Origin of the sequence: Streptomyces caelestis (genome assembly GCF_001279005.1) — a bacterium.
Classification (GTDB): domain Bacteria; phylum Actinomycetota; class Actinomycetes; order Streptomycetales; family Streptomycetaceae; genus Streptomyces; species Streptomyces heliomycini.
Map to the genome: position 1 here is coordinate 147080 of NZ_LGCN01000002.1, position 20836 is coordinate 167915.

A 20836-nucleotide genomic window follows, 5' to 3' on the forward strand; every position below is an offset into this window, starting at 1 on the left:
GGCCACGACCCCGGCTCCCGGCCGCTGTTCAACGGCGTCTTCCAGCCGCTGCTCAGCTTCCCCGAGGGAGCCGGCCGGCCACCGACCAGGAACCGAAGGCGACCGCCGGACGGCTCGACGCCGGCGGACTCCTCGACGCGACGTCGAGTCCGTCCCCTTCGCCCCGTACGAGAAGGACATCGCGGCCGGCACGTACGGCGTCCACGTCAAGGGCTGGGTGCCCGACCACCCGGACGCCGACGACTTCACCGGGCCCTTCCTCGGCGAGGGCAACGTGCCGGACGACGACTACGACGCCGACACGATCACCGAATCGCTCCTCCCGCGCACGGCCGCCCGGAGCGACCGCTCCGCCACCGACGAGGACTTCGGCCGGATCCAGGACCCCGTCGCCGAGGACGTCCCCGCCCTCCCGGTCCGGCAGGCCGAGCAGTACGCGGTCGTCCAGGACGGCGTGTACGGCCTGGAGCGCTGCCTCGACCGTGTTCCGGTTCCGGGAGACCGGCAGGAGCTGACGCCGTACCGGCGACTGCCGCGCTACTGCGCGCCGGGGCGCACCAGCCCGCTCTCGTAGGCGTACACCGCCGCCTGCACCCGGTCGCGCAGCCCCAGCTTGGTCAGGACATGGCCGACGTGCGTCTTGACGGTGGTCTCGCTGACGAACAGATCCGCGGCGATCTCCGCGTTGGACAGCCCGCGCGACACCAGCTTCAGCACCTCGACCTCACGCTCGGTCAGCGTGTGCAGCGTGTCCGGCACCGGCTCGTCACCGGACGGCAGGTGCGTGGCGTACTTGTCCAGCAGCCGGCGCGTGATGCTCGGCGCGAGCATCGCCTCCCCGGCGGCCACCACACGGATCGCCTGCACCAGCTCGCCTGCCGGGGCGTCCTTCAGCAGGAAGCCGCTGGCCCCCGCCCTCAGGGCCTCCACCACGTACTCGTCGAGATCGAACGTCGTCAGCACCAGCACCTTCGCCGGCCCGTCCCGCTCGGGCCCGGTGATCTGCCGGGTCGCCTCCACCCCGTCCATCCGCGGCATGCGGATGTCCATCAGCACCACATCGGGCTGCAGCGCCCGCACCTGGTCCAGGGCCTGGAGGCCGTCTCCGGCCTCGCCGACGACCGCGATGTCCTGCTCGGCCTCCAGAATCATCCGGAACCCGGTACGCAGCAGCGGCTGGTCGTCGACCAGTAGGACGCGGATGGCCACCTGAGTCTCCTTCGCTAGTCCGGCCCCATTCTGCCCTGTTGGGCCCCGCCGGACTCGGGCGCCCTCACCGGCAGGGGGTACGGCGGGGGAGTGCCGCCGAACTCCGGACAGTGCGCCCGGTGGTCGCACCAGCCGCACAGCTTCGTGGGCCGCGGACGCCAGACACCCGTCTCGGTCGCCAGCCGGATCGCGTCCCACAGCGCGAGCAGCTTGCGCTCCACCCGCTCCAGATCCGCGCGCACGGGGTCGTAGGTCAGCACGTCACCACTGCCGAGGTACACCAACTGGAGCCGGCGCGGGATCACCTTCTTCAGCCGCCACACCACCAGGGCGTAGAACTTCATCTGGAACAGCGCGCCCTCGGCGTACTCCGGCCGGGGCGCCTTGCCCGTCTTGTAGTCGACGATCCGCACCTCGCCGGTCGGCGCGACGTCCACCCGGTCGATGATGCCGCGCAGCCTCAGTCCGGAGTCCAGCTCCGCCTCGACGAACAGCTCCCGCTCGGCGGGCTCCAGCCGGCTCGGATCCTCCAGCGAGAACCACCGCTCGACCAGCCGCTCCGCCTCCGCCAGCCAGCGCGCCAGCCGCTCGCCCTCCGGATCGTCGGCGAACAGCTCCACGACCTCCGGCCGGGTCTCGCGCAGCAGCTCCCACTGGCCCGGGACCAGCGACTTCGCCCGGGGCGCGGTGCGGTCGGCGGCCGGGACGTCGAAGAGGCGCTCCAGCACCGCGTGCACCAGCGTGCCCCTGGTCGCCGCCTCGCTCGGCTTCTCCGGCAGCCGGTCGATGACCCGGAACCGGTACAGCAGCGGGCACTGCATGAAGTCGCTCGCGCGCGAAGGGGACAGCGAAGCCGGCGGTACGGCGGCCGTGTCCGCTCGTACGCCCACGGTGCCCGGGCCGCTGTCGGCCCGCTCCTCGCCCTCGGTGCTGGTCTCCATGCCACAGACCTTACGGCCCGCCACCGACAGAGCGTGCACCGCCGACGGAGCGGAGGGACCGGGGCGGGCGCCGCCGCCCGCGGCGGCCGGCGCGTCCACGCCCCGCACCCCTGCGGCGGGCCGCTCGCCCGCCGGTCCGAGGGCGGACCCCCGACCGGTCGTGGGCGCCGCGCGTGACGGCGGGGAGGGAAGGGGAGGGAGAGGAAGAGACAGGGTGCCGGGGCGGAACACGCGCCGCAGGCCGCATACCATCGACACGAGACCCTCCCGCCCGGCAGGCGCGGGAGACGCAGCGAACGAGGGGACACCGGTGGACGCAAGCGGCGGGCGCGGACAGCCGCGACCCGGCAACGACGAGTCGCCCGACCACACGGGCCCTCAGCCCCCGACCACCCCCGAGCCCGGCCGCCCCACCGACGGTCCCGCGGACGAGCCCGCCTCCGACAGCACCCGCACCGGCTCCCGGGCGCCGGCCGCCGGGCCCGACGAGCCCCCCGCGTCCGCGGGCGGGCCGGACGGCGTACACGGCGGGGGACGACCGCCCGCCCGCTCCGGCGCCGGCCGGCCGGCGACGCCGCAGCGGCCGCAGGAGCAGCGCGGCGGGCTGCTGATGGGGCGCCCGTTCGGAGTGCCCGTGTACGTGGCGCCCAGCTGGTTCCTCGTCGCCATCCTCATCACCTGGGTGTTCGGCGGACAGATCGACCGGGTGCTGCCCGAGCTCGGCGCCGCCAGCTACCTCGTCTCCCTGTTCTTCGCGGTCGCCTTCTACGCCTCCGTACTCGTCCACGAGCTCGCCCACACCCTCGCCGCCCTCCGCTTCAAACTCCCGGTGCGCCGCATCCAGCTCCAGTTCTTCGGCGGCGTCTCCGAGATCGAGAAGGAGGCCGAGACCCCCGGCCGCGAATTCGTGCTGGCCTTCGTCGGCCCCCTGCTCTCCCTCGTCCTGTCCGGCCTCTTCTACCTCGCGCTGCTGGCCGTCGACCCCAGCAGCGTCCCCGGCGTCCTGCTGGCCGGCCTGATGATCTCCAACCTCATCGTGGCCGTCTTCAACCTCCTGCCCGGCCTCCCCCTGGACGGCGGCCGCATGCTCCGCGCCGTGGTCTGGGCGATCAGCGGCAAACCCATGACCGGCACCGTCGCCGCCGCCTGGGTCGGCCGCGCCCTCGCCGTCGTCGTCCTGATCGGCCTCCCGCTGCTCACCCAGTCCGGCGCCCTCGGCTCCGAGGCCGTGGACAACGTGGGCATGGACACCGTCCTGGACGCCCTGCTCGCCGCCATCCTCGCCGCGATCATCTGGACCGGCGCCGGCAACAGCCTGCGCATGGCCCGGCTGCGCGAACACCTCCCCGAGCTGCGCGCCCGCAACCTCACCCGCCGCGCGGTGCCCGTCGAGACCGACACGCCCCTCTCCGAGGCCCTGCGCCGCGCCAACACCGCCGGCGCCCGCGCCCTGGTCGTCGTCGACCCCGACGGCGTCCCCCTCTCCCTGGTCCGCGAGGCCGCCATCGTCGGCGTACCCGAGCACCGCCGCCCCTGGGTACCGGTCGGCACCCTCGCCCAGGACCTCACCGACGGCATGCACGTCTCCGCCGAGCTCGCCGGCGAGGACCTCCTGGACGCGCTGCGCGCCACCCCGGCCACCGAGTACCTGGTGGTCGAGGACACCGGCGAGATCTACGGCGTCCTGTCCGCGGCCGACGTCGAGCGCGCCTTCGTGAAGGCGATGGCGCGGCCCAGCTGAGCCCCCCGCCCGCACCGGCGGTGGTCGGCGCCCCCTCCCGGGACGGGTAGGCTGTTCACATGTCCGAACCGACCGGTGCCGCCCGCAGGCGCGGGCCCTTCAAGGTCGGGGACCAGGTTCAGCTGACCGACCCCAAGGGCCGCCACTACACGTTCACGCTCGAGGCCGGGAAGAACTTCCACACCCACAAGGGTTCCTTCCCCCACGACGAGCTGATCGGCGCTCCCGAGGGCAGCGTTGTCCGCACCACCGGGAACGTCGCCTATCTCGCGCTGCGCCCCCTGCTCCCCGACTACGTCCTGTCCATGCCCCGCGGGGCGGCCGTCGTCTACCCGAAGGACGCGGGGCAGATCCTCGCCTTCGCCGACATCTTCCCCGGCGCGCGCGTCGTCGAGGCCGGAGTCGGCTCCGGCTCGCTCAGCAGCTTCCTGCTGCGCGCCATCGGCGACCAGGGCATGCTGCACTCCTACGAGCGCCGCGAGGACTTCGCCGACATCGCCCGGCAGAACGTCGAGCGTTACTTCGGCGGCCCGCACCCCGCCTGGCAGCTCACCGTCGGCGACCTCCAGGACAACCTGTCCGACGCCGACGTCGACCGTGTCATCCTCGACATGCTCGCCCCCTGGGAGTGCCTGGAGGCCGTCTCCAAGGCACTCGTCCCCGGCGGCATCCTGTGCTGCTACGTCGCCACCACCACCCAGCTCGCCCGGACGGTCGAGTCCATCCGCGAGATCGGCTGCTTCAACGAGCCGACCTCCTGGGAGACGATGATCCGCAACTGGCACATCGAGGGCCTGGCCGTCCGCCCGGACCACCGGATGATCGGCCACACCGGCTTCCTGCTCACCGCCCGCCGCCTCGCCGACGGCGTCGAGCCGCCCATGCGCCGCCGCCGCCCCGCCAAGGGAGCCTACGGCGAGGACTACGCGGGCCCCAACGCCGACGGAGGCGCCGCCCGCTGAGGCGCCCCGCCACCCCGCAACGGACAAGCGCCGTGGCGTAGTTCCCGGCGATCGCCGGGAACTACGCCACGGCGCTTCCACGTTGATCCGACGACCCGACCGACGGCACGGGGGCGCGGAGCCCCTCCAGGTTCCCCCGCACCGGAACCGCACACCCCCGCCGTTTCCCCCGTCCTGTGACGTGTGGCACGATGCTGGCCACCCCCACCGGCACAGCCCTCACAGGAGACACTCCTCGTGCAGCCTTCCGCCGTCCCGGAGCTCGCCCACACGCACACCCGGCCCATCCACTGGGTCGCCACCGCCACGGCCCTCGCCGGTGTGGTGGCCCTCTCCTCGGTCCTGGGCCCCGACGCCGCCACCGCGGCCCCGACCCCCGGACCGCACACGAAGAGCGCCCCGGCGCACATCGCCCCGCCCGACCCCGCGGCCGCCGAGTTCCCCCTCGACTGCGGCCGGGTGAAGGCCGTGGTGAAGAAGAAGGCGTCCGGCGACCTCGACGGCGACGGACACCCGGAGACGGTGGCCGTGGTCCACTGCGACGCCCCGATGGGCACCCCGCCCGACGGCGTGTACGTCCTCACCCCGGCCGCAGACGGCACCGAACCACGCGTGGTGGCCACCCTCGTCGACCCCGGGGACCGCACCAACGTCGACGACTTCGCCGTACGTGACGGCGAGGTCACCGCCGCACTCCTCGGCTACTCCTCCGCCGACGTGCCCAGTTGCTGCCCCGATGTGCGCGAGAGCGTGAAATGGCGGTGGGAGAACGGCGCGTTCGTGCGGTCCGCCCCGTCCGGCGCCAGGAGCGTGTGACCCGCGCGCGGGCGTACGGCGGAGCGCGCGCACCCACGTGTGAGAAATCGGACGGACGTGACGCGCCGTGCCGAGCCGGTCACCCGGCGTCCGGGCCGTACACCTCGACGCCGTCCGAAACCCGCCGGACGTGGATGCACTCGCCCGGACACTCCTTCGCCGAGTCGACCACGTCCGTGAGCAGCGGCAGCGGCACGGGCGTGGTCGCCCCCTCGTCCTGCAGCAACTCGTCCTGCGGGCTCTTCACATAGGCCAGACCGTCGATGTCCAGCTCGAACACCTCGGGCGCGTACTGGGCGCAGATGCCGTCGCCGGTACACAGGTCCTGGTCGATCCAGACCTCCAGGGCCTCGCCACCGACTCCGGCCTCCTGCTGCACGCTCATGTCTCCTGCCGTTTCCTGCGTCGAACCGAACGGGAATCCGGCCAGCTCTGACGGGTGTTGAACACTTCGACCCTACCTCCGCCTGGGTTCCAATCATCTTCGGTGGGTATTCCCCTGGCGTGAGGGAGAGCGCAAGGGTGAAGATCGGACACACCCCGACCGTCTTTGTGATCTAGGGGTTTCAATCGACACCCGCCCAGGTAGGGTCTGGAAGCGTCCAGCTCCCCTTGGAGGAGGTGAGGACCGTGGCAGCCCACGACGACGACATGAACCGCGGCATCCGCCCAGGACGCGGGTCCGACGACCCGGCCGGGCAGATTGCCTATCTCGAGCAGGAGATCGCCGTCCTGCGACGCAAGCTCGCCGACTCTCCGCGACACACGAGGATTCTCGAAGAGCGGATCGTCGAGCTGCAGACCAACCTGGCCGGCGTGTCCGCCCAGAACGAACGACTCGCCGGCACGCTCCGCGAGGCCCGAGACCAGATCGTGGCCCTCAAGGAGGAGGTCGACCGGCTCGCACAGCCCCCGGCCGGCTTCGGGGTCTTCCTCATGGCGAACGAGGACGGCACGGCCGACATCTTCACCGGCGGCCGCAAGCTGCGGGTGAACGTCAGCCCGAGCGTCGAGCTCGACGAGCTCCGGCGCGGCCAGGAAGTGATGCTCAACGAAGCGCTCAACGTGGTCGAGGCCATGGAGTTCGAGCGCGTCGGCGACATCGTCACCCTCAAGGAGATCCTCGAGGACGGCGAGCGGGCCCTGGTGCTCGGGCACACCGACGAGGAACGGGTGGTGCGGCTCGCCGAGCCGCTGCTGGACGTCACCATCCGCCCCGGCGACGCCCTGCTCATGGAGCCCCGCTCCGGATACGTCTACGAGGTCGTCCCCAAGAGCGAGGTCGAGGAACTCGTCCTCGAGGAAGTCCCCGACATCGGCTACGAGCAGATCGGCGGCCTCGGCGGCCAGATCGAGGCCATCCGCGACGCGGTCGAGCTGCCCTATCTCTACCCGGACCTGTTCAAGGAGCACGAACTGCGACCGCCCAAGGGCGTGCTGCTCTACGGGCCCCCCGGATGCGGCAAGACGCTCATCGCCAAGGCCGTCGCCAACTCGCTGGCCAAGAAGGTCGCCGAGGTCACCGGCCAGGCCGCCGGCAAGAGCTTCTTCCTCAACATCAAGGGCCCCGAGCTGCTGAACAAGTACGTCGGCGAGACCGAGCGGCAGATCCGCCTGGTCTTCCAGCGGGCCCGGGAGAAGGCCAGCGAGGGCACCCCCGTCATCGTCTTCTTCGACGAGATGGAATCCCTCTTCCGCACCCGTGGCTCCGGCGTCAGCTCGGACGTGGAGAACACCATCGTCCCGCAGCTGCTCGCCGAGATCGACGGCGTGGAAGGCCTGCAGAACGTGGTCGTGATCGGCGCCTCCAACCGCGAGGACATGATCGACCCGGCCATCCTGCGTCCCGGCCGGCTGGACGTGAAGATCAAGATCGAGCGTCCGGACGCCGAGGCGGCCAAGGACATCTTCGGCAAGTACCTCACGGAACGCCTCCCGCTGCACGGCGACGACCTCGGCGAGCACGGCGGCGACAAGTCCATGACGGTCCAGAGCATGATCCAGACCGCGGTGGAACAGATGTACGCCGAATCCGAGGAGAACCGCTTCCTGGAAGTCACCTACGCCAACGGCGACAAGGAAGTCCTCTACTTCAAGGACTTCAATTCCGGCGCCATGATCGAGAACATCGTGGGCCGCGCCAAGAAGATGGCGATCAAGGACTTCCTCGAGAAGAACCAGAAGGGCCTCCGCGTCTCCCACCTGCTCCAGGCCTGCGTGGACGAGTTCAAGGAGAACGAGGACCTGCCCAACACCACCAACCCGGACGACTGGGCCCGCATCTCCGGAAAGAAGGGCGAGCGGATCGTCTACATCCGCACCCTCATCACCGGAAAGCAGGGCGCGGACACCGGACGCTCCATCGACACGGTGGCGAACACCGGTCAGTACCTGTAAAAGCCAGGGCGGCTGCGGGTGCCCTCGACGGGTACCCGCAGCCGACCGCTTTTCGGGCCACGGCTGGAGCACAGCAATGACGCAAATGATCTCCCCACCAGCACAAAGGCGTTCTAGGCTCTTCCGTACCGCCGAATCGCGCAGTGCGGGGACGGGCACCGCACACGCACCGGAGCGCCGGCGGTACAGCAGCGCCCCCGACCGGGGACGCCGCCGGGCAAGGAGGGCCGCATGACCGTACGGCGAGTAATGGGCATCGAGACGGAGTACGGCATCTCCGTCCCCGGCCACCCCAACGCCAATGCCATGCTCACCTCGTCCCAGATCGTGAACGCCTACGCGGCGGCGATGCACCGGGCCCGCCGGGCCCGCTGGGACTTCGAGGAGGAGAACCCGCTGCGGGACGCGCGAGGCTTCGACCTCGCCCGCGAGGTCGCCGACGCCAGCCAGCTCACCGACGAGGACATCGGCCTGGCCAACGTCATCCTCACCAACGGCGCACGGCTCTACGTGGACCACGCCCATCCGGAGTACAGCGCCCCCGAGGTCACCAACCCGCGCGACGCCGTCCTCTGGGACAAGGCGGGCGAGCGGATCATGGCCGAGGCGGCGGAACGCGCCGGCCAGCTCCCCGGCGCCCAGCCGATCCACCTGTACAAGAACAACACCGACAACAAGGGCGCTTCCTACGGCACGCACGAGAACTACCTGATGAAGCGGGAGACCCCCTTCTCGGACATCGTGCGCCACCTGACCCCGTTCTTCGTCTCCCGCCAGGTCTTCACCGGCGCCGGCCGCGTCGGCATCGGCCAGGACGGCCACGAGCACGGCTTCCAGCTCAGTCAGCGGGCGGACTACTTCGAGGTCGAGGTGGGCCTGGAGACGACCCTGAAGCGCCCGATCATCAACACCCGGGACGAGCCGCACGCCGACGCGGAGAAATACCGCCGGCTGCACGTGATCATCGGCGACGCGAACCTCTCCGAGATCTCGACGTACCTGAAACTGGGTACGACGGCGCTGGTCCTGTCCATGATCGAGGACGGGTTCATCGCGGTGGACCTGGCGGTGGACCAGCCGGTACGCACCCTCCACCAGGTCTCGCACGATCCGACCCTGAAGCGGCTCGTCACGCTGCGCAGCGGGCGGACCCTGACCGCCGTGCAGCTCCAGATGGAGTACTACGAGCTGGCTCGCAAGTACGTCGAGGAGCGGTTCGGGGCGGACGCCGACGAGCAGACCAAGGATGTGCTGGCCCGCTGGGAGGACACGCTCACCCGGCTGGAGAACGACCCGATGAGCCTGGCCGGCGAGCTGGACTGGGTCGCCAAGCGGGAGCTCATGGAGGGCTACCGGCGCAGGGACGGCCTGGACTGGGACGCCGCCCGGCTGCACCTGGTGGACCTGCAGTACGCCGACGTGCGCCCCGAGAAGGGCCTCTACAACCGTCTGGTGGCCCGGGGACGGATGAAGCGGCTGCTGGACGAGGGAGAGGTCGAGCGGGCCCGTACGAAGCCTCCGGAGGACACCCGGGCGTACTTCCGCGGGCGCTGTCTGGAGCAGTACGCGGACGACGTCGCGGCGGCCTCCTGGGACTCGGTGATCTTCGATCTGCCGGGCCGGGACTCGTTGCAGAGGGTCCCAACCCTGGAACCGCTTCGCGGAACGCGTAATCACGTCAAGGAGCTCCTGGACCGCTGCCGTACGGCGGAAGACCTGGTCAGGGTGCTGTCGGGAAACTGAGCGGGTACCGGGGTACCCGGGAAGGGCCGGCCGGACAGGGTGGAAAACGCCGGGTCCGGGAATCATCGAGGTGGTCCCCGTAGGTTGGAGCAACCACGGGGGCGTTGTCGGACCCGGCGAGTAGGGTCTGATCTTGACCGAGCAAGTGTGTGGGGCGAACCGAGCGGGGTGAGGGTGATGGCGACCAAGGACACCGGCGGCGGACAGCAGAAGGCCACCCGGTCCACGGAGGAGGTCGAGGAGCAGGCGGCGGAAGCGCAGGCTTCGGAGGACCTCAAGGAGCGTCAGGAAAAGCTGAGCGAGGACGTGGACGACGTTCTGGACGAGATCGACGATGTCTTGGAGGCTAATGCCGAGGACTTCGTGCGTTCCTTCGTTCAGAAGGGCGGAGAGTGACTCTTCCTTTGATTCGAAGGCCGCGACGGAGGAGTTGGGGTTGTCCGCCGGAAGCGTGAAGCGCTGCTCGCGGTGCAGGCAGTCCAAGCCGCGAGCAGCCTTCGCGAGTGACAAGGCGATGAAAGACGGTCTTCAGGCGTACTGCCGGGAGTGCTCTGCGGCGTACTGCCGGCAGCGTCAGGATGCCTGTGGCAGGAAGCCCCGCCCAAGGGCTGCCGCACCGGAAGGGCATGAGTACTGTCGGCGCTGCGAGAAGATCAAGCCGCACTCCGAGTGGGATCGCAACAGGACGGCTTCCGACGGTCTGTCGAAAGCCTGTAAGGCGTGCCGGGCCATCGAAGGGCGGGCCCGGCACCTGAAGCGTCACTACGGCCTCGCCGAAGCCGGGCGGGACGCGATGGTCGACTCTCGAATGGGCCTTTGCGTGATCTGTTCGAAGGCGCCGGCCGTACACGTGGATCACTGCCACAAGACGGGTAAGGTCCGTGGCGTACTGTGCTTCAACTGCAATTCGGCCATCGGCAAGTTGGGAGACGATCCTGACGCTGTTCGTCGGGCTGCCGCCTACTTGGAGGGAACTTCGTGGAAGCCAACACTCGTAGCACCGGGCGTCTACCGGCTGCCTTCCTGACGCCGGGGTCCTCCTCCTTCATGGACTTCCTCTCCGAGCACCAGCCGGAGCTGCTGCCGGGCAAGAGGTCGTTGCCGCCCGTGAAGGGCGTGATCGAGGCCCCGCACGGGACGACGATCGTGGCCGTCACGTTCCCGGGCGGCGTGGTGCTCGCCGGTGACCGGCGGGCCACCATGGGGAACGTCATCGCGCAGCGGGACATCGAGAAGGTGTTCCCGGCCGATGAGTACTCGGCGGTGGGGATCGCCGGTACGGCGGGGCTGGCCGTGGAGATGGTGAAGCTGTTCCAGCTGGAGCTGGAGCACTTCGAGAAGGTCGAGGGCGCGCAGCTGTCGCTGGAGGGCAAGGCGAACCGGCTGTCGACGATGATCCGTTCGAATTTGGGCATGGCCATGCAAGGGCTGGCCGTGGTTCCGCTGTTCGCCGGGTACGACGTGGACCGGGAGAAGGGGCGGATCTTCTCCTACGACGTCACGGGCGGGCGTTCGGAGGAGCACGGGTACGCCGCGACCGGTTCCGGGTCGATCTTCGCGCGCGGTGCGATGAAGAAGCTGTTCCGGGACGACCTGAGTGAGGCCGAGGCCACCACGCTGGTGGTGCAGGCGCTGTACGACGCGGCAGACGACGACTCGGCGACCGGTGGTCCCGATGTCGCCCGCCGGATCTATCCGATCGTCACCGTGATCACCGACGACGGCTTCCGCCGGCTCACCGAGGACGAGGCGTCCGTCATCGCCCGGTCGGTGCTGGAGCGGCGGCTGGAGCAGCCGGACGGGCCGCGGGCCTCGCTGCTGTAGGCGCGGGGCGGGTTGTTCGGTTGTTTGGTGGTCCAGTGACTTCGACAGAAAGGGACGGATAACCGGTGTCGACGCCGTTCTATGTCTCACCCCAGCAGGCGATGGCGGACCGGGCGGAGTACGCCCGCAAGGGCATCGCCCGTGGCCGCAGCCTTGTCGTGCTGCAGTACGCCGACGGGATCGTGTTCGTCGGTGAGAACCCGTCCCGTGCGCTGCACAAGTTCAGCGAGATCTACGACCGGATCGGGTTCGCCGCGGCCGGTAAGTACAACGAGTACGAGAATCTGCGGATCGGGGGCGTACGGTACGCCGATCTGCGGGGTTACACCTACGACCGGGACGACGTGACGGCCCGGGGCCTGGCGAACGTGTACGCGCAGACGCTGGGGACGATCTTCTCGAGCGTGGGGGAGAAGCCGTACGAGGTGGAACTGGTGGTGGCCGAGGTCGGGGAGACCGCGGAGGGCGACCAGATCTACCGGCTGCCGCACGACGGGTCCATCGTGGACGAGCACGGCTCGGTGGCGGTGGGGGGCAACGCGGAGCAGATCAGCGGGTACCTGGATCAGCGGCACCGGGACGGGATGACGCTGGCGGAGGCGCTGAAGCTGGCGGTGCAGTCGTTGTCCCGCGACACCAACGGCAGTGAGCGGGAGATTCCCGCGGAGCGGCTGGAGGTGGCGGTGCTGGATCGTACGCGTCCGCAGAAGCGGAAGTTCAAGCGGATCGGGGGGCGTCAGTTGTCCCGTCTGCTGGAAGCCGGTGGCGCGGAGACGGCCTCCGAGGCGGAGGCGGACTCCGGCGGAGACGTCGAGTAGCGCGGCTGGCTGTGCCTGCGGCGCATCGTGCGGTCAGGTGAGGGCTCGGGTAGCGCCTGATGCCGGTGGGTGGGGTGGGGCCGCGTCGGGGGTGTCCGTCCTCGGACCGGCGCGGATCACGTCTGCGGGAAGGGGTGCGGGGTGCGGACGCGCCGGCCACTGCGGGCGGCCACCCCCGCCCCGTCCCCTCCGCGCCGTACGCGGCCACCCCCGCCCCGTCCCCTTCCCGCCGTACCCGGCCACCTGCCGTCTTCCCCGCCTTCCGCGGGCATTCCACGCCGCCGTTCCCGCCAGCAGTCGCATGCCGCGTCAGCCGTTCCCGCGGGCAGTCGCATGCCGCGTCAGTCGCGGGCAGTCGTGCCTCCCCCAGTGCCTTAAGGGTCTGGGAGGTGCCCCCAGGGCGGCACGGGTGGGCGATGGGGGTACCCTCCCGCTCATGGGGGTCCCCCGCTCGAGCGAAGCCGAGAGTGGGGGAGGCACCCCCATAAGCGCCGGGTTGCGCGAACACCCTCTGGCCCACACTCGCGCGGGGCGCTCCGCAAGCGCCAGGGTGCGCGGCCCCCCCGGTGAGCACCGAGGCGACGGCACCCCGTGAGTACCGGGCCGCGCGAATCCCCCGGCCGGCTGCAAGCCGTCAGCGCGGGGAACGCGCCGGGGCCGTGGAGCCCCGTACCACCAGCTCGACCGGGATGTCGCCCGCCGAGGGCACGCGTCCCTCCAGGACCGCCAGCAGCGCCTGCATCCCCCGCTCCCCGAACAGCTCCGCGTCCAGCCGGACGGTCGTCAGCTCCGGATCGATCGCCGTCGCCAGCGCCAGGTCGTCCACTCCGGTGACGGACAGCTCCTCCGGGACCCGTAGCCCCAGCCGCCGCGCCGTCTTGTAGGCGCCGGCCGCCAGCTGGTCGTCGTCGCAGATCACGGCGGTCGGACGAGGTGCCGGCGCCCCGGAGAGCGCGGCCTCCGCCGAGGCCTCCGCGCCCTTGATCGAGATGGGCGCCCGCACGGTGCGCAACGAGGTGCCCGGAACCTCCCGCAGCCGTGCCGCCAGTTCCCGCGCGCGTACCTCGAAGGTCCAGGACGCCACGTCCGCCGCCAGGTGGAGGAAGTGCCGGTGGCCCAGGCCGAGCAGGTGGTCCGTGACCTGGCGGACGCCGTCGGCGATGTCGAGGTTGACCGTGGCCGCGCCCACACTGCCCTCGGGGTCGCTGTCCAGCATCACCAGCGGCAGCTGGTCGCCGCGGATCGCGGTGAGGGCCTCCGCGGCCATGGAGGAGGCGATGACGCCGTCCAGGGCGGCCTGCGCGGACGCGAAGGGGTCGCGGGCGGGGCCGATGCCCTCGGGGGAGGGGTAGAGGACCACGCCGAAGCCGTGCCGGGAGGCCACCCGGGCGGCCCCGGTGTAGACGCCGGCGAAGAATTCCGTGGTGAGGGCGGGGACGACCAGGAGGACCGTGCGGGTGCGGCCCAGGCGGAGGTTGCGGGCGGCCAGGTTGGGGCGGTAGCCCAGGGTGCGCGCGGCCTCGCGGACGCGTTCCGCCGTGGCCTCGGACACCCGGCCGCGCCACTTGTCGCCGAGGACCAGGGAGACCGCGGCCTGTGAGACGCCGGCGGCCCGGGCGACGTCCCGGCTGGTGGGGCGGGTGCCGGCTCGGGGCATCGTCGGGCGGCTCCTTCGTCTGGACTGGTGAACAGCGGCCATGGTACGTATGGAGCTCTTCGTTATACGTAAAACTTCCAGTGGAGGGGCCGGGATGGCCACGGGATACCTGGAGATCCTCCGGGCGCGGCACGCCGCCCGGCTGCTCGTGGGCACGCTCGTGGGACGGCTGCCCAACGCGGCCGCCCCCATCGCGATCGTGCTGTTCGTGCGCGCGGAGGGCGGTACGTACAGCCTGGCCGGCGCCCTGGCGGCGGTGTACGGCGTCGCCAACGCCGTGGGGCAGCCGGTGCTGGGGCGGCTGGTGGATCTGCGCGGGCAGCCGCGGGTGCAGTTGCCGGCCGCCGTGCTGTCGGCGCTGGCGATGGCGTTGTTCGCCTTCGCGGGGACCGGGTCGCTCGCGGTGGCCTACGGCGCGGTGGCCGCGGCGGGGCTCTTCACCCCGCCCCTGGAGGGCGGGCTGCGCGCCCTGTGGTCGTCCGTGCTGCCCGAGGAGGGTCATGTCCACCGGGCCTACGCCATGGACGCGGTGGCCCAGGAGGTCATGTTCACCGTCGGGCCGCTGCTGGTGACGGTGTGCACCTCGTTGTGGTCGGCGCAGGCCGCGCTGCTCGTGCTGAACGTCATCGGTGTGCTGGGGGCCCTCTCCGTGGTCGTCTCGCCGCCCTCGCGTGCCTGGCGGTCGGCGCCGCGCGAGGCGCACTGGCTGGGCGCGCTGCGCTCGCCGGGGCTGCTCGCGCTGCTGGGCGCCTTCCTGACCGTGGGGATGGCGCTGGGGTCCATTACCGTGGCGGCCGCGACGTACGCGGACGGGCACGGCGGGGAGCATGTGTACGGCTGGCTGATGGCGGGGATCGGGCTGGGCGCCCTGATCGGCGGGGCGGTGTACGGCGCGCGGCAGTGGAGCGGTGAGCCCGCGCGGCGACTGCGTGTGCTGGTGGCCCTTCTGGCGGTGTGTTATCTGCCGCTGATGCTGATGCCGGATGCTGTGGCCATGACGTTGCTCACCGTGGTCGCCGGTCTCTTCCTCGCCCCGGCCATCGCCTGCGCCTTCGTGCTGGTCGACCGGCACGCGCCGCGCGGCACGGTCACGGAGGCGTTCTCCTGGCTGGTGACCACCTTCACCGTCGGCGCGTCGGTCGGAACGGGCCTCACCGGCCCGGTGGTCGAGGCGGGCGGGGCGCTGTGGGGATTCGCCGTGCCGGGGGCCGCGGGCGGCGTGTCGCTGCTGGTTTTGATCGCCACGGGACGGGTAATGGCGGTTCCCGCCGGAAGGGCGGTGGTCGCGGCTCGTTCGGAAAATGATCCAAATCGTGCCGTCGAACCTCGTTTCAGGTCGGGTGATCGGGCGTAATGTTCCCTCATGGACCGCCGCATTTTCGGGCTGGAGAACGAGTACGGCGTCACGTGCACGTTCAGGGGACAGCGCCGCCTGTCGCCTGACGAGGTGGCGCGGTACCTCTTCCGCCGTGTCGTGTCATGGGGCCGCAGCAGCAATGTCTTTCTGCGGAACGGCGCCCGCCTCTATCTCGACGTGGGATCACATCCGGAATACGCAACGCCGGAATGTGACAACGTGACCGAGCTGGTCACCCACGACAAGGCCGGCGAGCGCATTCTCGAAGGGCTCCTGGTGGACGCCGAACGACGCCTGCACGAGGAGGGAATCGCGGGCGACGTCTACCTCTTCAAGAACAACACCGACTCCGCCGGCAACTCCTACGGCTGCCACGAGAATTATCTGGTGGCCCGGCACGGGGAGTTCTCCCGGCTGGCGGACATCCTCATCCCGTTCCTGGTCACCCGCCAGCTGCTCTGCGGGGCCGGCAAGGTGCTGCAGACGCCGCGCGGGGCGGTGTACTGCGTCAGCCAGCGCGCCGAGCACATCTGGGAGGGCGTCTCCTCGGCGACGACCCGTTCGAGGCCCATCATCAACACGCGCGACGAGCCGCACGCGGACGCCGAGCGCTACCGCCGGCTGCACGTCATCGTGGGCGACTCGAACATGTCCGAGACGACCATGCTGCTCAAGGTCGGCGCCACCGACCTGGTGCTGCGCATGATCGAGGCGGGCACCGTGATGCGCGACCTCACCCTGGAGAACCCGATCCGGGCGATCCGCGAGGTCAGCCACGACATCACGGGGCGGCGCAAGGTGCGCCTGGCCAGCGGCCGGGAGGCCTCCGCGCTGGAGGTGCAGCGCGAGTACTACGAGAAGGCGCTGGACTTCTGCGAGCGCCGGGGCATCCGCACCGGCACCATCGAGCAGGTGCTGGAGCTGTGGGGCCGTACGCTGGACTCGATCGAGTCCGAGGACCTCGACCGCATCGGGACCGAGATCGACTGGGTCATGAAGTACAAGCTCCTCGAGCGGTACCGGGCCAAGCACAACATGACGATGTCGCACCCGAGGGTCGCGCAGATAGACCTCGCCTACCACGACATCCACCGTCGGCGGGGCCTGTACTACCTGCTGGAGAAAAAGGGGCAAGCGGCCCGGATCTGCAACGATTTGAAGATCTTCGAGGGCAAGTCCGTTCCGCCGCAGACGACTCGGGCCCGGCTGCGGGGCGACTTCATCCGGCGGGCCCAGGAACAGCGCCGCGACTTCACCGTCGACTGGGTGCACCTCAAGCTCAACGACCAGGCCCAGCGCACGGTGTTGTGCAAGGACCCGTTCCGCTCGGTGGACGAACGGGTGGAGAAGCTGATCGCCGGAATGTGAGTGGCACGTTCCACCGGGGGATCCCAAAATTCCCGGAACGTCACACGGGCGCCGTACGTTACACCGTGCGGCGCCCTTCTCACGCCGTAGAGTTGCGCGGACGCCATCCACAAGATCGATGATTACGAGGCCCCCACCGTGCGCCGACGCTCACTTCTCATTGCCGTTCCCGCTGGACTGGCCACCCTCGCCGCGTGCGGCGACGACAAGTCCGACTCGGGCAAGGCCAGCGACAGCGCGTCGCCCTCGGCGCCCCGGACGTCCGCGGCGCCCCCGCCGAAGATCGTCGACGGGCCGTTGCCGGCGATCACGGCGGGCACGGAGTTCGGTGAGAAGCCCACGGTCGCCAAGGGCAGCGGGGACCCCTCCAAGGACCTCGCGGTCAAGACGGTCATCGCGGGCGGCGGCAAGACGGTGGCGGAGAACGACTTCATCGTCGCCCACTACCTGGGCCAGGTGTGGAGTACCGCGAAGGTGTTCGACAACTCCTACGACCGCAAGAGCCCGCTGGCCATCCAGCTCGCCCAGGGCGCCATCATCGACGGCTGGCGGTACGCGCTGACCGGCAAGAAGACCGGCAGCCGCGTCCAGATGGCCGTCCCGCCCACGTGGGGGTACGGCGAGCAGGGCAACGAGCAGGCGGGGATCAAGGGCACCGACACGCTGGTGTTCGTGGTCGACGTGCAGGACGCGTTCAACGCCAAGAGCTCCGCCAAGGGCACCGAGGTGGCCCAGGACGACAAGGCCCTGCCCGAGGTCGGCACCAACACCGACGGCAAGGCCCCCGCCATCGAGGTGCCGGACGCGGACGCCCCGAAGAAGCTCGTGTCGAGCTACGTCATCGAGGGCGACGGCGAGGAGGTCGGCGCCGAGAACAGCGTCCTGGTGCAGTACAAGGGGGTGCTGTGGGACGGCGGCAAGGAGTTCGACTCCACGTACGGCCGGGGCCAGCTGACGTCGTTCTCGCTGCAGCAGGTCGTCAAGGGCTGGGCGCAGGGGCTGACCGGCAAGAAGGTCGGCAGCCGGGTCCTCATCGTCATCCCGCCGGAGCTGGGCTACGGGGACAATCCGCCGGAGGGCAGCGGCATCAAGAAGGACTCGACCCTGGTCTTCTCGGTGGACATCCTCGCGAAGCTGTGACGCCGTGAGGATGTAAGACTGTGCGTGTTCGCCTTTCCGCAGACAAGCAGGAGCGTTAGACGTGAGCATCGACAAGCCCGAGATCGACTTCCCGGGCGGCGAGCCCCCGGCGGACCTCGAGATCAAGGACATCTGGGAGGGCGACGGCGAGGTGGCGCAGGCGGGCCAGACCGTCACCGTGCACTACGTCGGCGTGGCCTTCAGCACGGGCGAGGAGTTCGACGCCAGCTGGAACCGCGGCACCCCCTTCCGCTTCCCGCTGGGCGGCGGCCGGGTCATCAAGGGCTGGGACCAGGGCGTGCAGGGCATGAAGGTCGGCGGCCGCCGTCAGCTGACCATCCCCGCCCACCTCGCCTACGGCAACCAGAGCCCCACCCCGGCGATCAAGCCCGGTGAGACCCTGATCTTCGTGGTCGACCTGCTCGGCGTCTGATCCGACCGGAGCCGATCATCCGGGGCCCATGCCTGTCCGGGCGTGGGCCCTCGGCTTTTACCGCGCCACCTCGGGGCGGTACGGTCGTCGGTCGTAAGCACCATAGGGAGGCGAAGCGGGTCGATGGCCATTGCCAAGGCCGAGCGGCTGATGAATCTGGCGCTGTGTCTGCTCGGGACGCGGCGGCCACTCAGCAAGCGTGAGCTGCGCGAGTCCATCGAGGCGTACCTCGAAGCGGGCTCGGACGACTCCTTCAACCGTATGTTCGAGCGCGACAAGGACGATCTGCGCGAGCTCGGACTGGTGATCGAGACCGTGGAGAACCTCGACGGCGAGGTCGGTTACCTCGCCCGCCGCGACAGCAACCGGCTGCCGCCCATCACCCTCGACGCCGAGGAGGCCGCCGCCCTCGGGCTCGCCGCCAAGGTGTGGCAGCAGGCCCGGCTCGCCGGAGCGGCCAGCGGCGCCCTGCAGAAGCTGCGCGCGGCCGGCCTCCCCGAGGACGTCGACCCGTACGGAGCCCATGGCGCGCTGGAGCCGCGCATCCCGGTGCACGAGGCGGCGTTCGAGCCGCTGATGCTGGCCTGTCGCGACCGTCGGCCGGTCGTCTTCGACTACCGCAAGGCCAACGCCGCCCAGCCCGGGCAGCGGCACGTCGAACCGTGGGCGCTGGAGTGCTGGCGCGGCCACTGGTACCTGGCCGGCTGGGACCGCGACCGGGGCGCCGAGCGGGTCTTCCGGCTCTCCCGGATCACCGGGAAGGTGCGCTCGCGCGGCGGCCGGTTCACGGTCCCGGTGCCGGACGTCGTCACCGTGCGGGAGACCGTGGCGAGCTGGGCGGGGGAGACCGCCGACCGCTCGGCGCGGATCCGGCTGCGCTCCGACGCCGGTTACCCCCTTCGGGCGAAGGCCACGGTGGTGCGGGAACTCGGTGACGGCTGGGACGAGTTGGAGATTCCGTACGGGCACGGCCTGGACGCCTGGCTGGTGGAGTTCGGACCGGACGTGGTGGTCCTGGAACCCGCCGAGCTGCGGGCCGACGTGGTGGACCGGCTGCGTGCCGTGGCCAAGGGCTGAGGGGGAGCGGACAAGAACGTGGCAGGCAAACCGGTCAGGCCCGTGAACGCCATCGACCAGACCCGGCGGATGCTGTCCCTGGTGACGTATCTGCGGGAGCGCCCCGGCGCCCGGATCGAGGACGTGGCGCGCGCCTTCGGAATCACCGAGGACGAGCTGGTCTCCGACCTCGACGTGCTGCCGATGTGCGGCACCAGCTTCCGCGGCGGCGATCTGCTGGACATCGACACCGACGGCGAGCGCATCTGGTGGCACAACCCGGCCGCCCTCGGCGCGGAGGCGGCCGAGCCGCTGCGGCTCGCCGCCGACGAGGCCACCGCGCTGCTGGTCGCCGCCCGCGCCGTGGCCACGCTGCCCGGACTGCGCGAGGGCGACCGGCAGGCGCTGCTGCGGGCCACCGCGAAGGTGGAGACCGCGGCCGGCGAGGCGGCCGGCGCCAGTTCCCGGCTGTCGGTGACCTTCGAGTCCGAGGGCGGCGTCTTCGCGGACGTCGACCGGGCCATCGCCGAGCGCCGCAGACTGTGGATCCGCTACTACTCGCCCGCGCGCGACGAGGTCACCGAGCGGGAGATCGACCCCATCCGGCTGGTCAGCGTCGGGCACACGTACGTCGAGGCCTGGTGCCGGCGCTCCGAGGCGCGCCGCACTTTCCGGCTCGACCGGGTCGCCGAGATCCGCATCCTCGACGAGCCGTCCGCGCCGCCCGAGGTCGAGCTGCGGGACCTGTCGGAGGCGCTGGTGCAGCCCGCGGCCGAGGACCCCGAGGTGGTGGTCGAGGTCGGACCGGGCGGTCGCTGGGTCGCCGAGTACTACCCGCACGACAGCGCGGACGAGCTTCCCGACGGCGGGCTGCGCATCACCCTGCGCACGCCCGACCCGGCCTCGCTCAGACGGCTGGCGCTGCGGCTCGGCCGCGACGGCCGCATCGTCGAGCCGACCGGGCTGGCCGACAGCGCCCGGCGGGCGGCCCGCGAGGCGCTGGCGGCGTACGACGGGGTCGAGGCGGCCGGACGGACAGAGCCGCACGGACAGGACGACAGGCAGGAGCGAGGGCTTTGAGCGAGTCGGCGACGTCCGGTGCGCGGACCATGACGGCGGCGTCCGCGTTCGCGGGGATGAGGAGCGTGGCCCCGGTGATGTTCCGGGCGGGCTGCCCGGACTGCCGGGAGCGCTTCGAGCTCGCCGCGAGCGCGCTGCGCCTGGCCATCGGCGCCAGCAGCCGCACCACCTTCTACTCCTTCACCTGCCCCGAGTGCGGGGCGGCCGTCCGCAAGCCGGCGGGGGAGCGGATCGTGGAGCTGCTGACCGGCGGCGGGGTCCGGACGCTGCGGCTGCACTCGACCGTCTAGGCTC

General features: G+C 70.9%; 20 protein-coding genes and 1 pseudogene. 17 read left to right on the top strand and 4 right to left on the bottom strand.

The window, feature by feature from the left end:
- Window positions 1–74: 74 nt before the first annotated feature.
- A pseudogene (locus ADK41_RS02160) lies at window positions 75–574 on the top strand (hypothetical protein); the annotation flags it as partial.
- Here the strand turns inward: ADK41_RS02160 and ADK41_RS02165 are convergent.
- Complete coding sequence (locus ADK41_RS02165) at window positions 538–1209, bottom strand: response regulator (protein WP_030825884.1); 672 nt, start codon at window positions 1207–1209, stop codon at window positions 538–540. The pseudogene ADK41_RS02160 and the gene ADK41_RS02165 sit on opposite strands and share 37 nt — an antisense overlap.
- Before the next feature lie 14 nt (window positions 1210–1223).
- The gene (locus ADK41_RS02170) at window positions 1224–2150 is read right to left on the bottom strand and encodes a RecB family exonuclease (protein WP_030825886.1); all 927 of its coding nucleotides are present in this window, start codon (window positions 2148–2150) and stop codon (window positions 1224–1226) included.
- Window positions 2151–2460: 310 nt separating this feature from the next.
- On the opposite strand from ADK41_RS02170, the gene ADK41_RS02175 reads away from it, so the two are divergent.
- The 3 genes from ADK41_RS02175 to ADK41_RS02185 all read left to right on the top strand — a co-directional run bounded on the left by ADK41_RS02175 (window position 2461) and on the right by ADK41_RS02185 (window position 5669).
- A complete protein-coding gene (locus tag ADK41_RS02175) occupies window positions 2461–3891 on the top strand; it encodes a site-2 protease family protein (protein WP_030825888.1) in 1431 nt (476 codons plus the stop codon).
- A 59-nt stretch (window positions 3892–3950) separates the two neighbouring features.
- Window positions 3951–4853, top strand: a complete 903-nt coding sequence (locus tag ADK41_RS02180) for a tRNA (adenine-N1)-methyltransferase (protein ID WP_004933426.1) — start codon at window positions 3951–3953, stop codon at window positions 4851–4853.
- Window positions 4854–5090: 237 nt separating this feature from the next.
- The gene (locus tag ADK41_RS02185) at window positions 5091–5669 is read left to right on the top strand and encodes a hypothetical protein (protein WP_030825895.1); all 579 of its coding nucleotides are present in this window, start codon (window positions 5091–5093) and stop codon (window positions 5667–5669) included.
- A gap of 79 nt (window positions 5670–5748) precedes the next feature.
- On the opposite strand, the gene ADK41_RS02190 is transcribed toward ADK41_RS02185, so the two are convergent.
- Window positions 5749–6054 carry a ferredoxin gene (locus ADK41_RS02190; protein WP_030825898.1) on the bottom strand — a complete coding sequence of 102 codons (306 nt, stop codon included), beginning with the start codon at window positions 6052–6054 and terminating at the stop codon, window positions 5749–5751.
- A gap of 245 nt (window positions 6055–6299) precedes the next feature.
- Here ADK41_RS02190 and arc point away from each other — a divergent pair, with 245 nt between their 5' ends.
- The 6 genes from arc to prcA all read left to right on the top strand — a co-directional run bounded on the left by arc (window position 6300) and on the right by prcA (window position 12451).
- Window positions 6300–8066 carry a proteasome ATPase gene (gene arc, locus ADK41_RS02195; RefSeq protein WP_030825903.1) on the top strand — a complete coding sequence of 589 codons (1767 nt, stop codon included), beginning with the start codon at window positions 6300–6302 and terminating at the stop codon, window positions 8064–8066.
- Between the two features lie 231 nt (window positions 8067–8297).
- Window positions 8298–9809 (top strand): depupylase/deamidase Dop, encoded by a 1512-nt coding sequence (gene dop, locus ADK41_RS02200; protein WP_348538598.1) that lies wholly within the window; start codon window positions 8298–8300, stop codon window positions 9807–9809.
- Between the two features lie 177 nt (window positions 9810–9986).
- Complete coding sequence (locus ADK41_RS02205) at window positions 9987–10205, top strand: ubiquitin-like protein Pup (RefSeq protein ID WP_030825909.1); 219 nt, start codon at window positions 9987–9989, stop codon at window positions 10203–10205.
- Between the two features lie 397 nt (window positions 10206–10602).
- Window positions 10603–10836, top strand: a complete 234-nt coding sequence (locus ADK41_RS44155) for an endonuclease VII domain-containing protein (protein WP_420706760.1) — start codon at window positions 10603–10605, stop codon at window positions 10834–10836.
- Window positions 10788–11633, top strand: coding sequence for a proteasome subunit beta (gene prcB / locus ADK41_RS02210; protein ID WP_037804120.1), 846 nt, complete (start codon window positions 10788–10790; stop codon window positions 11631–11633). The genes ADK41_RS44155 and prcB overlap by 49 nt, the downstream gene beginning before the upstream one ends.
- A gap of 65 nt (window positions 11634–11698) precedes the next feature.
- The gene (gene prcA / locus ADK41_RS02215) at window positions 11699–12451 is read left to right on the top strand and encodes a proteasome subunit alpha (protein ID WP_030825917.1); all 753 of its coding nucleotides are present in this window, start codon (window positions 11699–11701) and stop codon (window positions 12449–12451) included.
- 634 nt (window positions 12452–13085) lie between these two features.
- Here prcA and ADK41_RS02220 read toward each other — a convergent pair.
- Window positions 13086–14108: a LacI family DNA-binding transcriptional regulator gene (locus ADK41_RS02220; RefSeq protein WP_030835724.1), complete on the bottom strand. Its 1023-nt coding sequence runs from the start codon at window positions 14106–14108 to the stop codon at window positions 13086–13088.
- A gap of 94 nt (window positions 14109–14202) precedes the next feature.
- Between ADK41_RS02220 and ADK41_RS02225 the strand changes: the two genes are divergently transcribed.
- The 7 genes from ADK41_RS02225 to ADK41_RS02255 all read left to right on the top strand — a co-directional run bounded on the left by ADK41_RS02225 (window position 14203) and on the right by ADK41_RS02255 (window position 20832).
- The gene (locus tag ADK41_RS02225) at window positions 14203–15462 is read left to right on the top strand and encodes an MFS transporter (RefSeq protein WP_030835721.1); all 1260 of its coding nucleotides are present in this window, start codon (window positions 14203–14205) and stop codon (window positions 15460–15462) included.
- A 9-nt stretch (window positions 15463–15471) separates the two neighbouring features.
- A complete protein-coding gene (gene pafA, locus ADK41_RS02230; protein WP_030835718.1) occupies window positions 15472–16833 on the top strand; it encodes a Pup--protein ligase in 1362 nt (453 codons plus the stop codon).
- Window positions 16834–16971: 138 nt separating this feature from the next.
- Window positions 16972–17973 (top strand): FKBP-type peptidyl-prolyl cis-trans isomerase, encoded by a 1002-nt coding sequence (locus ADK41_RS02235; RefSeq protein WP_030835715.1) that lies wholly within the window; start codon window positions 16972–16974, stop codon window positions 17971–17973.
- Between the two features lie 61 nt (window positions 17974–18034).
- Entirely contained in the window at window positions 18035–18406 is a 372-nt protein-coding gene (locus ADK41_RS02240; RefSeq protein WP_030835713.1) for an FKBP-type peptidyl-prolyl cis-trans isomerase, read from the top strand.
- A 123-nt stretch (window positions 18407–18529) separates the two neighbouring features.
- On the top strand, window positions 18530–19483 hold the full coding sequence (locus tag ADK41_RS02245) for a helix-turn-helix transcriptional regulator (protein ID WP_030835710.1): 954 nt from the start codon (window positions 18530–18532) through the stop codon (window positions 19481–19483).
- 18 nt (window positions 19484–19501) lie between these two features.
- Complete coding sequence (locus ADK41_RS02250) at window positions 19502–20542, top strand: helix-turn-helix transcriptional regulator (protein ID WP_078662193.1); 1041 nt, start codon at window positions 19502–19504, stop codon at window positions 20540–20542.
- Window positions 20539–20832, top strand: a complete 294-nt coding sequence (locus ADK41_RS02255; protein WP_030835703.1) for a hypothetical protein — start codon at window positions 20539–20541, stop codon at window positions 20830–20832. The genes ADK41_RS02250 and ADK41_RS02255 overlap by 4 nt, the downstream gene beginning before the upstream one ends.
- The last annotated feature ends 4 nt before the right edge of the window (window positions 20833–20836 follow it).

What these genes read in the sequence shown, in the direction of transcription:
- ADK41_RS02170 (WP_030825886.1), bottom strand. Translation starts at nt 2,150, where the DNA reads ATGGAGACCAGCACCGAGGGCGAGGAGCGGGCCGACAGCGGCCCGGGC.
- ADK41_RS02205 (WP_030825909.1), top strand. Translation starts at nt 9,987, where the DNA reads ATGGCGACCAAGGACACCGGCGGCGGACAGCAGAAGGCCACCCGGTCC.
- dop (WP_348538598.1), top strand. Translation starts at nt 8,298, where the DNA reads ATGACCGTACGGCGAGTAATGGGCATCGAGACGGAGTACGGCATCTCC.
- ADK41_RS02225 (WP_030835721.1), top strand. Translation starts at nt 14,203, where the DNA reads ATGGCCACGGGATACCTGGAGATCCTCCGGGCGCGGCACGCCGCCCGG.
- ADK41_RS02245 (WP_030835710.1), top strand. Translation starts at nt 18,530, where the DNA reads ATGGCCATTGCCAAGGCCGAGCGGCTGATGAATCTGGCGCTGTGTCTG.
- ADK41_RS02220 (WP_030835724.1), bottom strand. Translation starts at nt 14,108, where the DNA reads ATGCCCCGAGCCGGCACCCGCCCCACCAGCCGGGACGTCGCCCGGGCC.
- ADK41_RS02180 (WP_004933426.1), top strand. Translation starts at nt 3,951, where the DNA reads ATGTCCGAACCGACCGGTGCCGCCCGCAGGCGCGGGCCCTTCAAGGTC.
- ADK41_RS44155 (WP_420706760.1), top strand. Translation starts at nt 10,603, where the DNA reads ATGGTCGACTCTCGAATGGGCCTTTGCGTGATCTGTTCGAAGGCGCCG.
- pafA (WP_030835718.1), top strand. Translation starts at nt 15,472, where the DNA reads ATGGACCGCCGCATTTTCGGGCTGGAGAACGAGTACGGCGTCACGTGC.
- ADK41_RS02190 (WP_030825898.1), bottom strand. Translation starts at nt 6,054, where the DNA reads ATGAGCGTGCAGCAGGAGGCCGGAGTCGGTGGCGAGGCCCTGGAGGTC.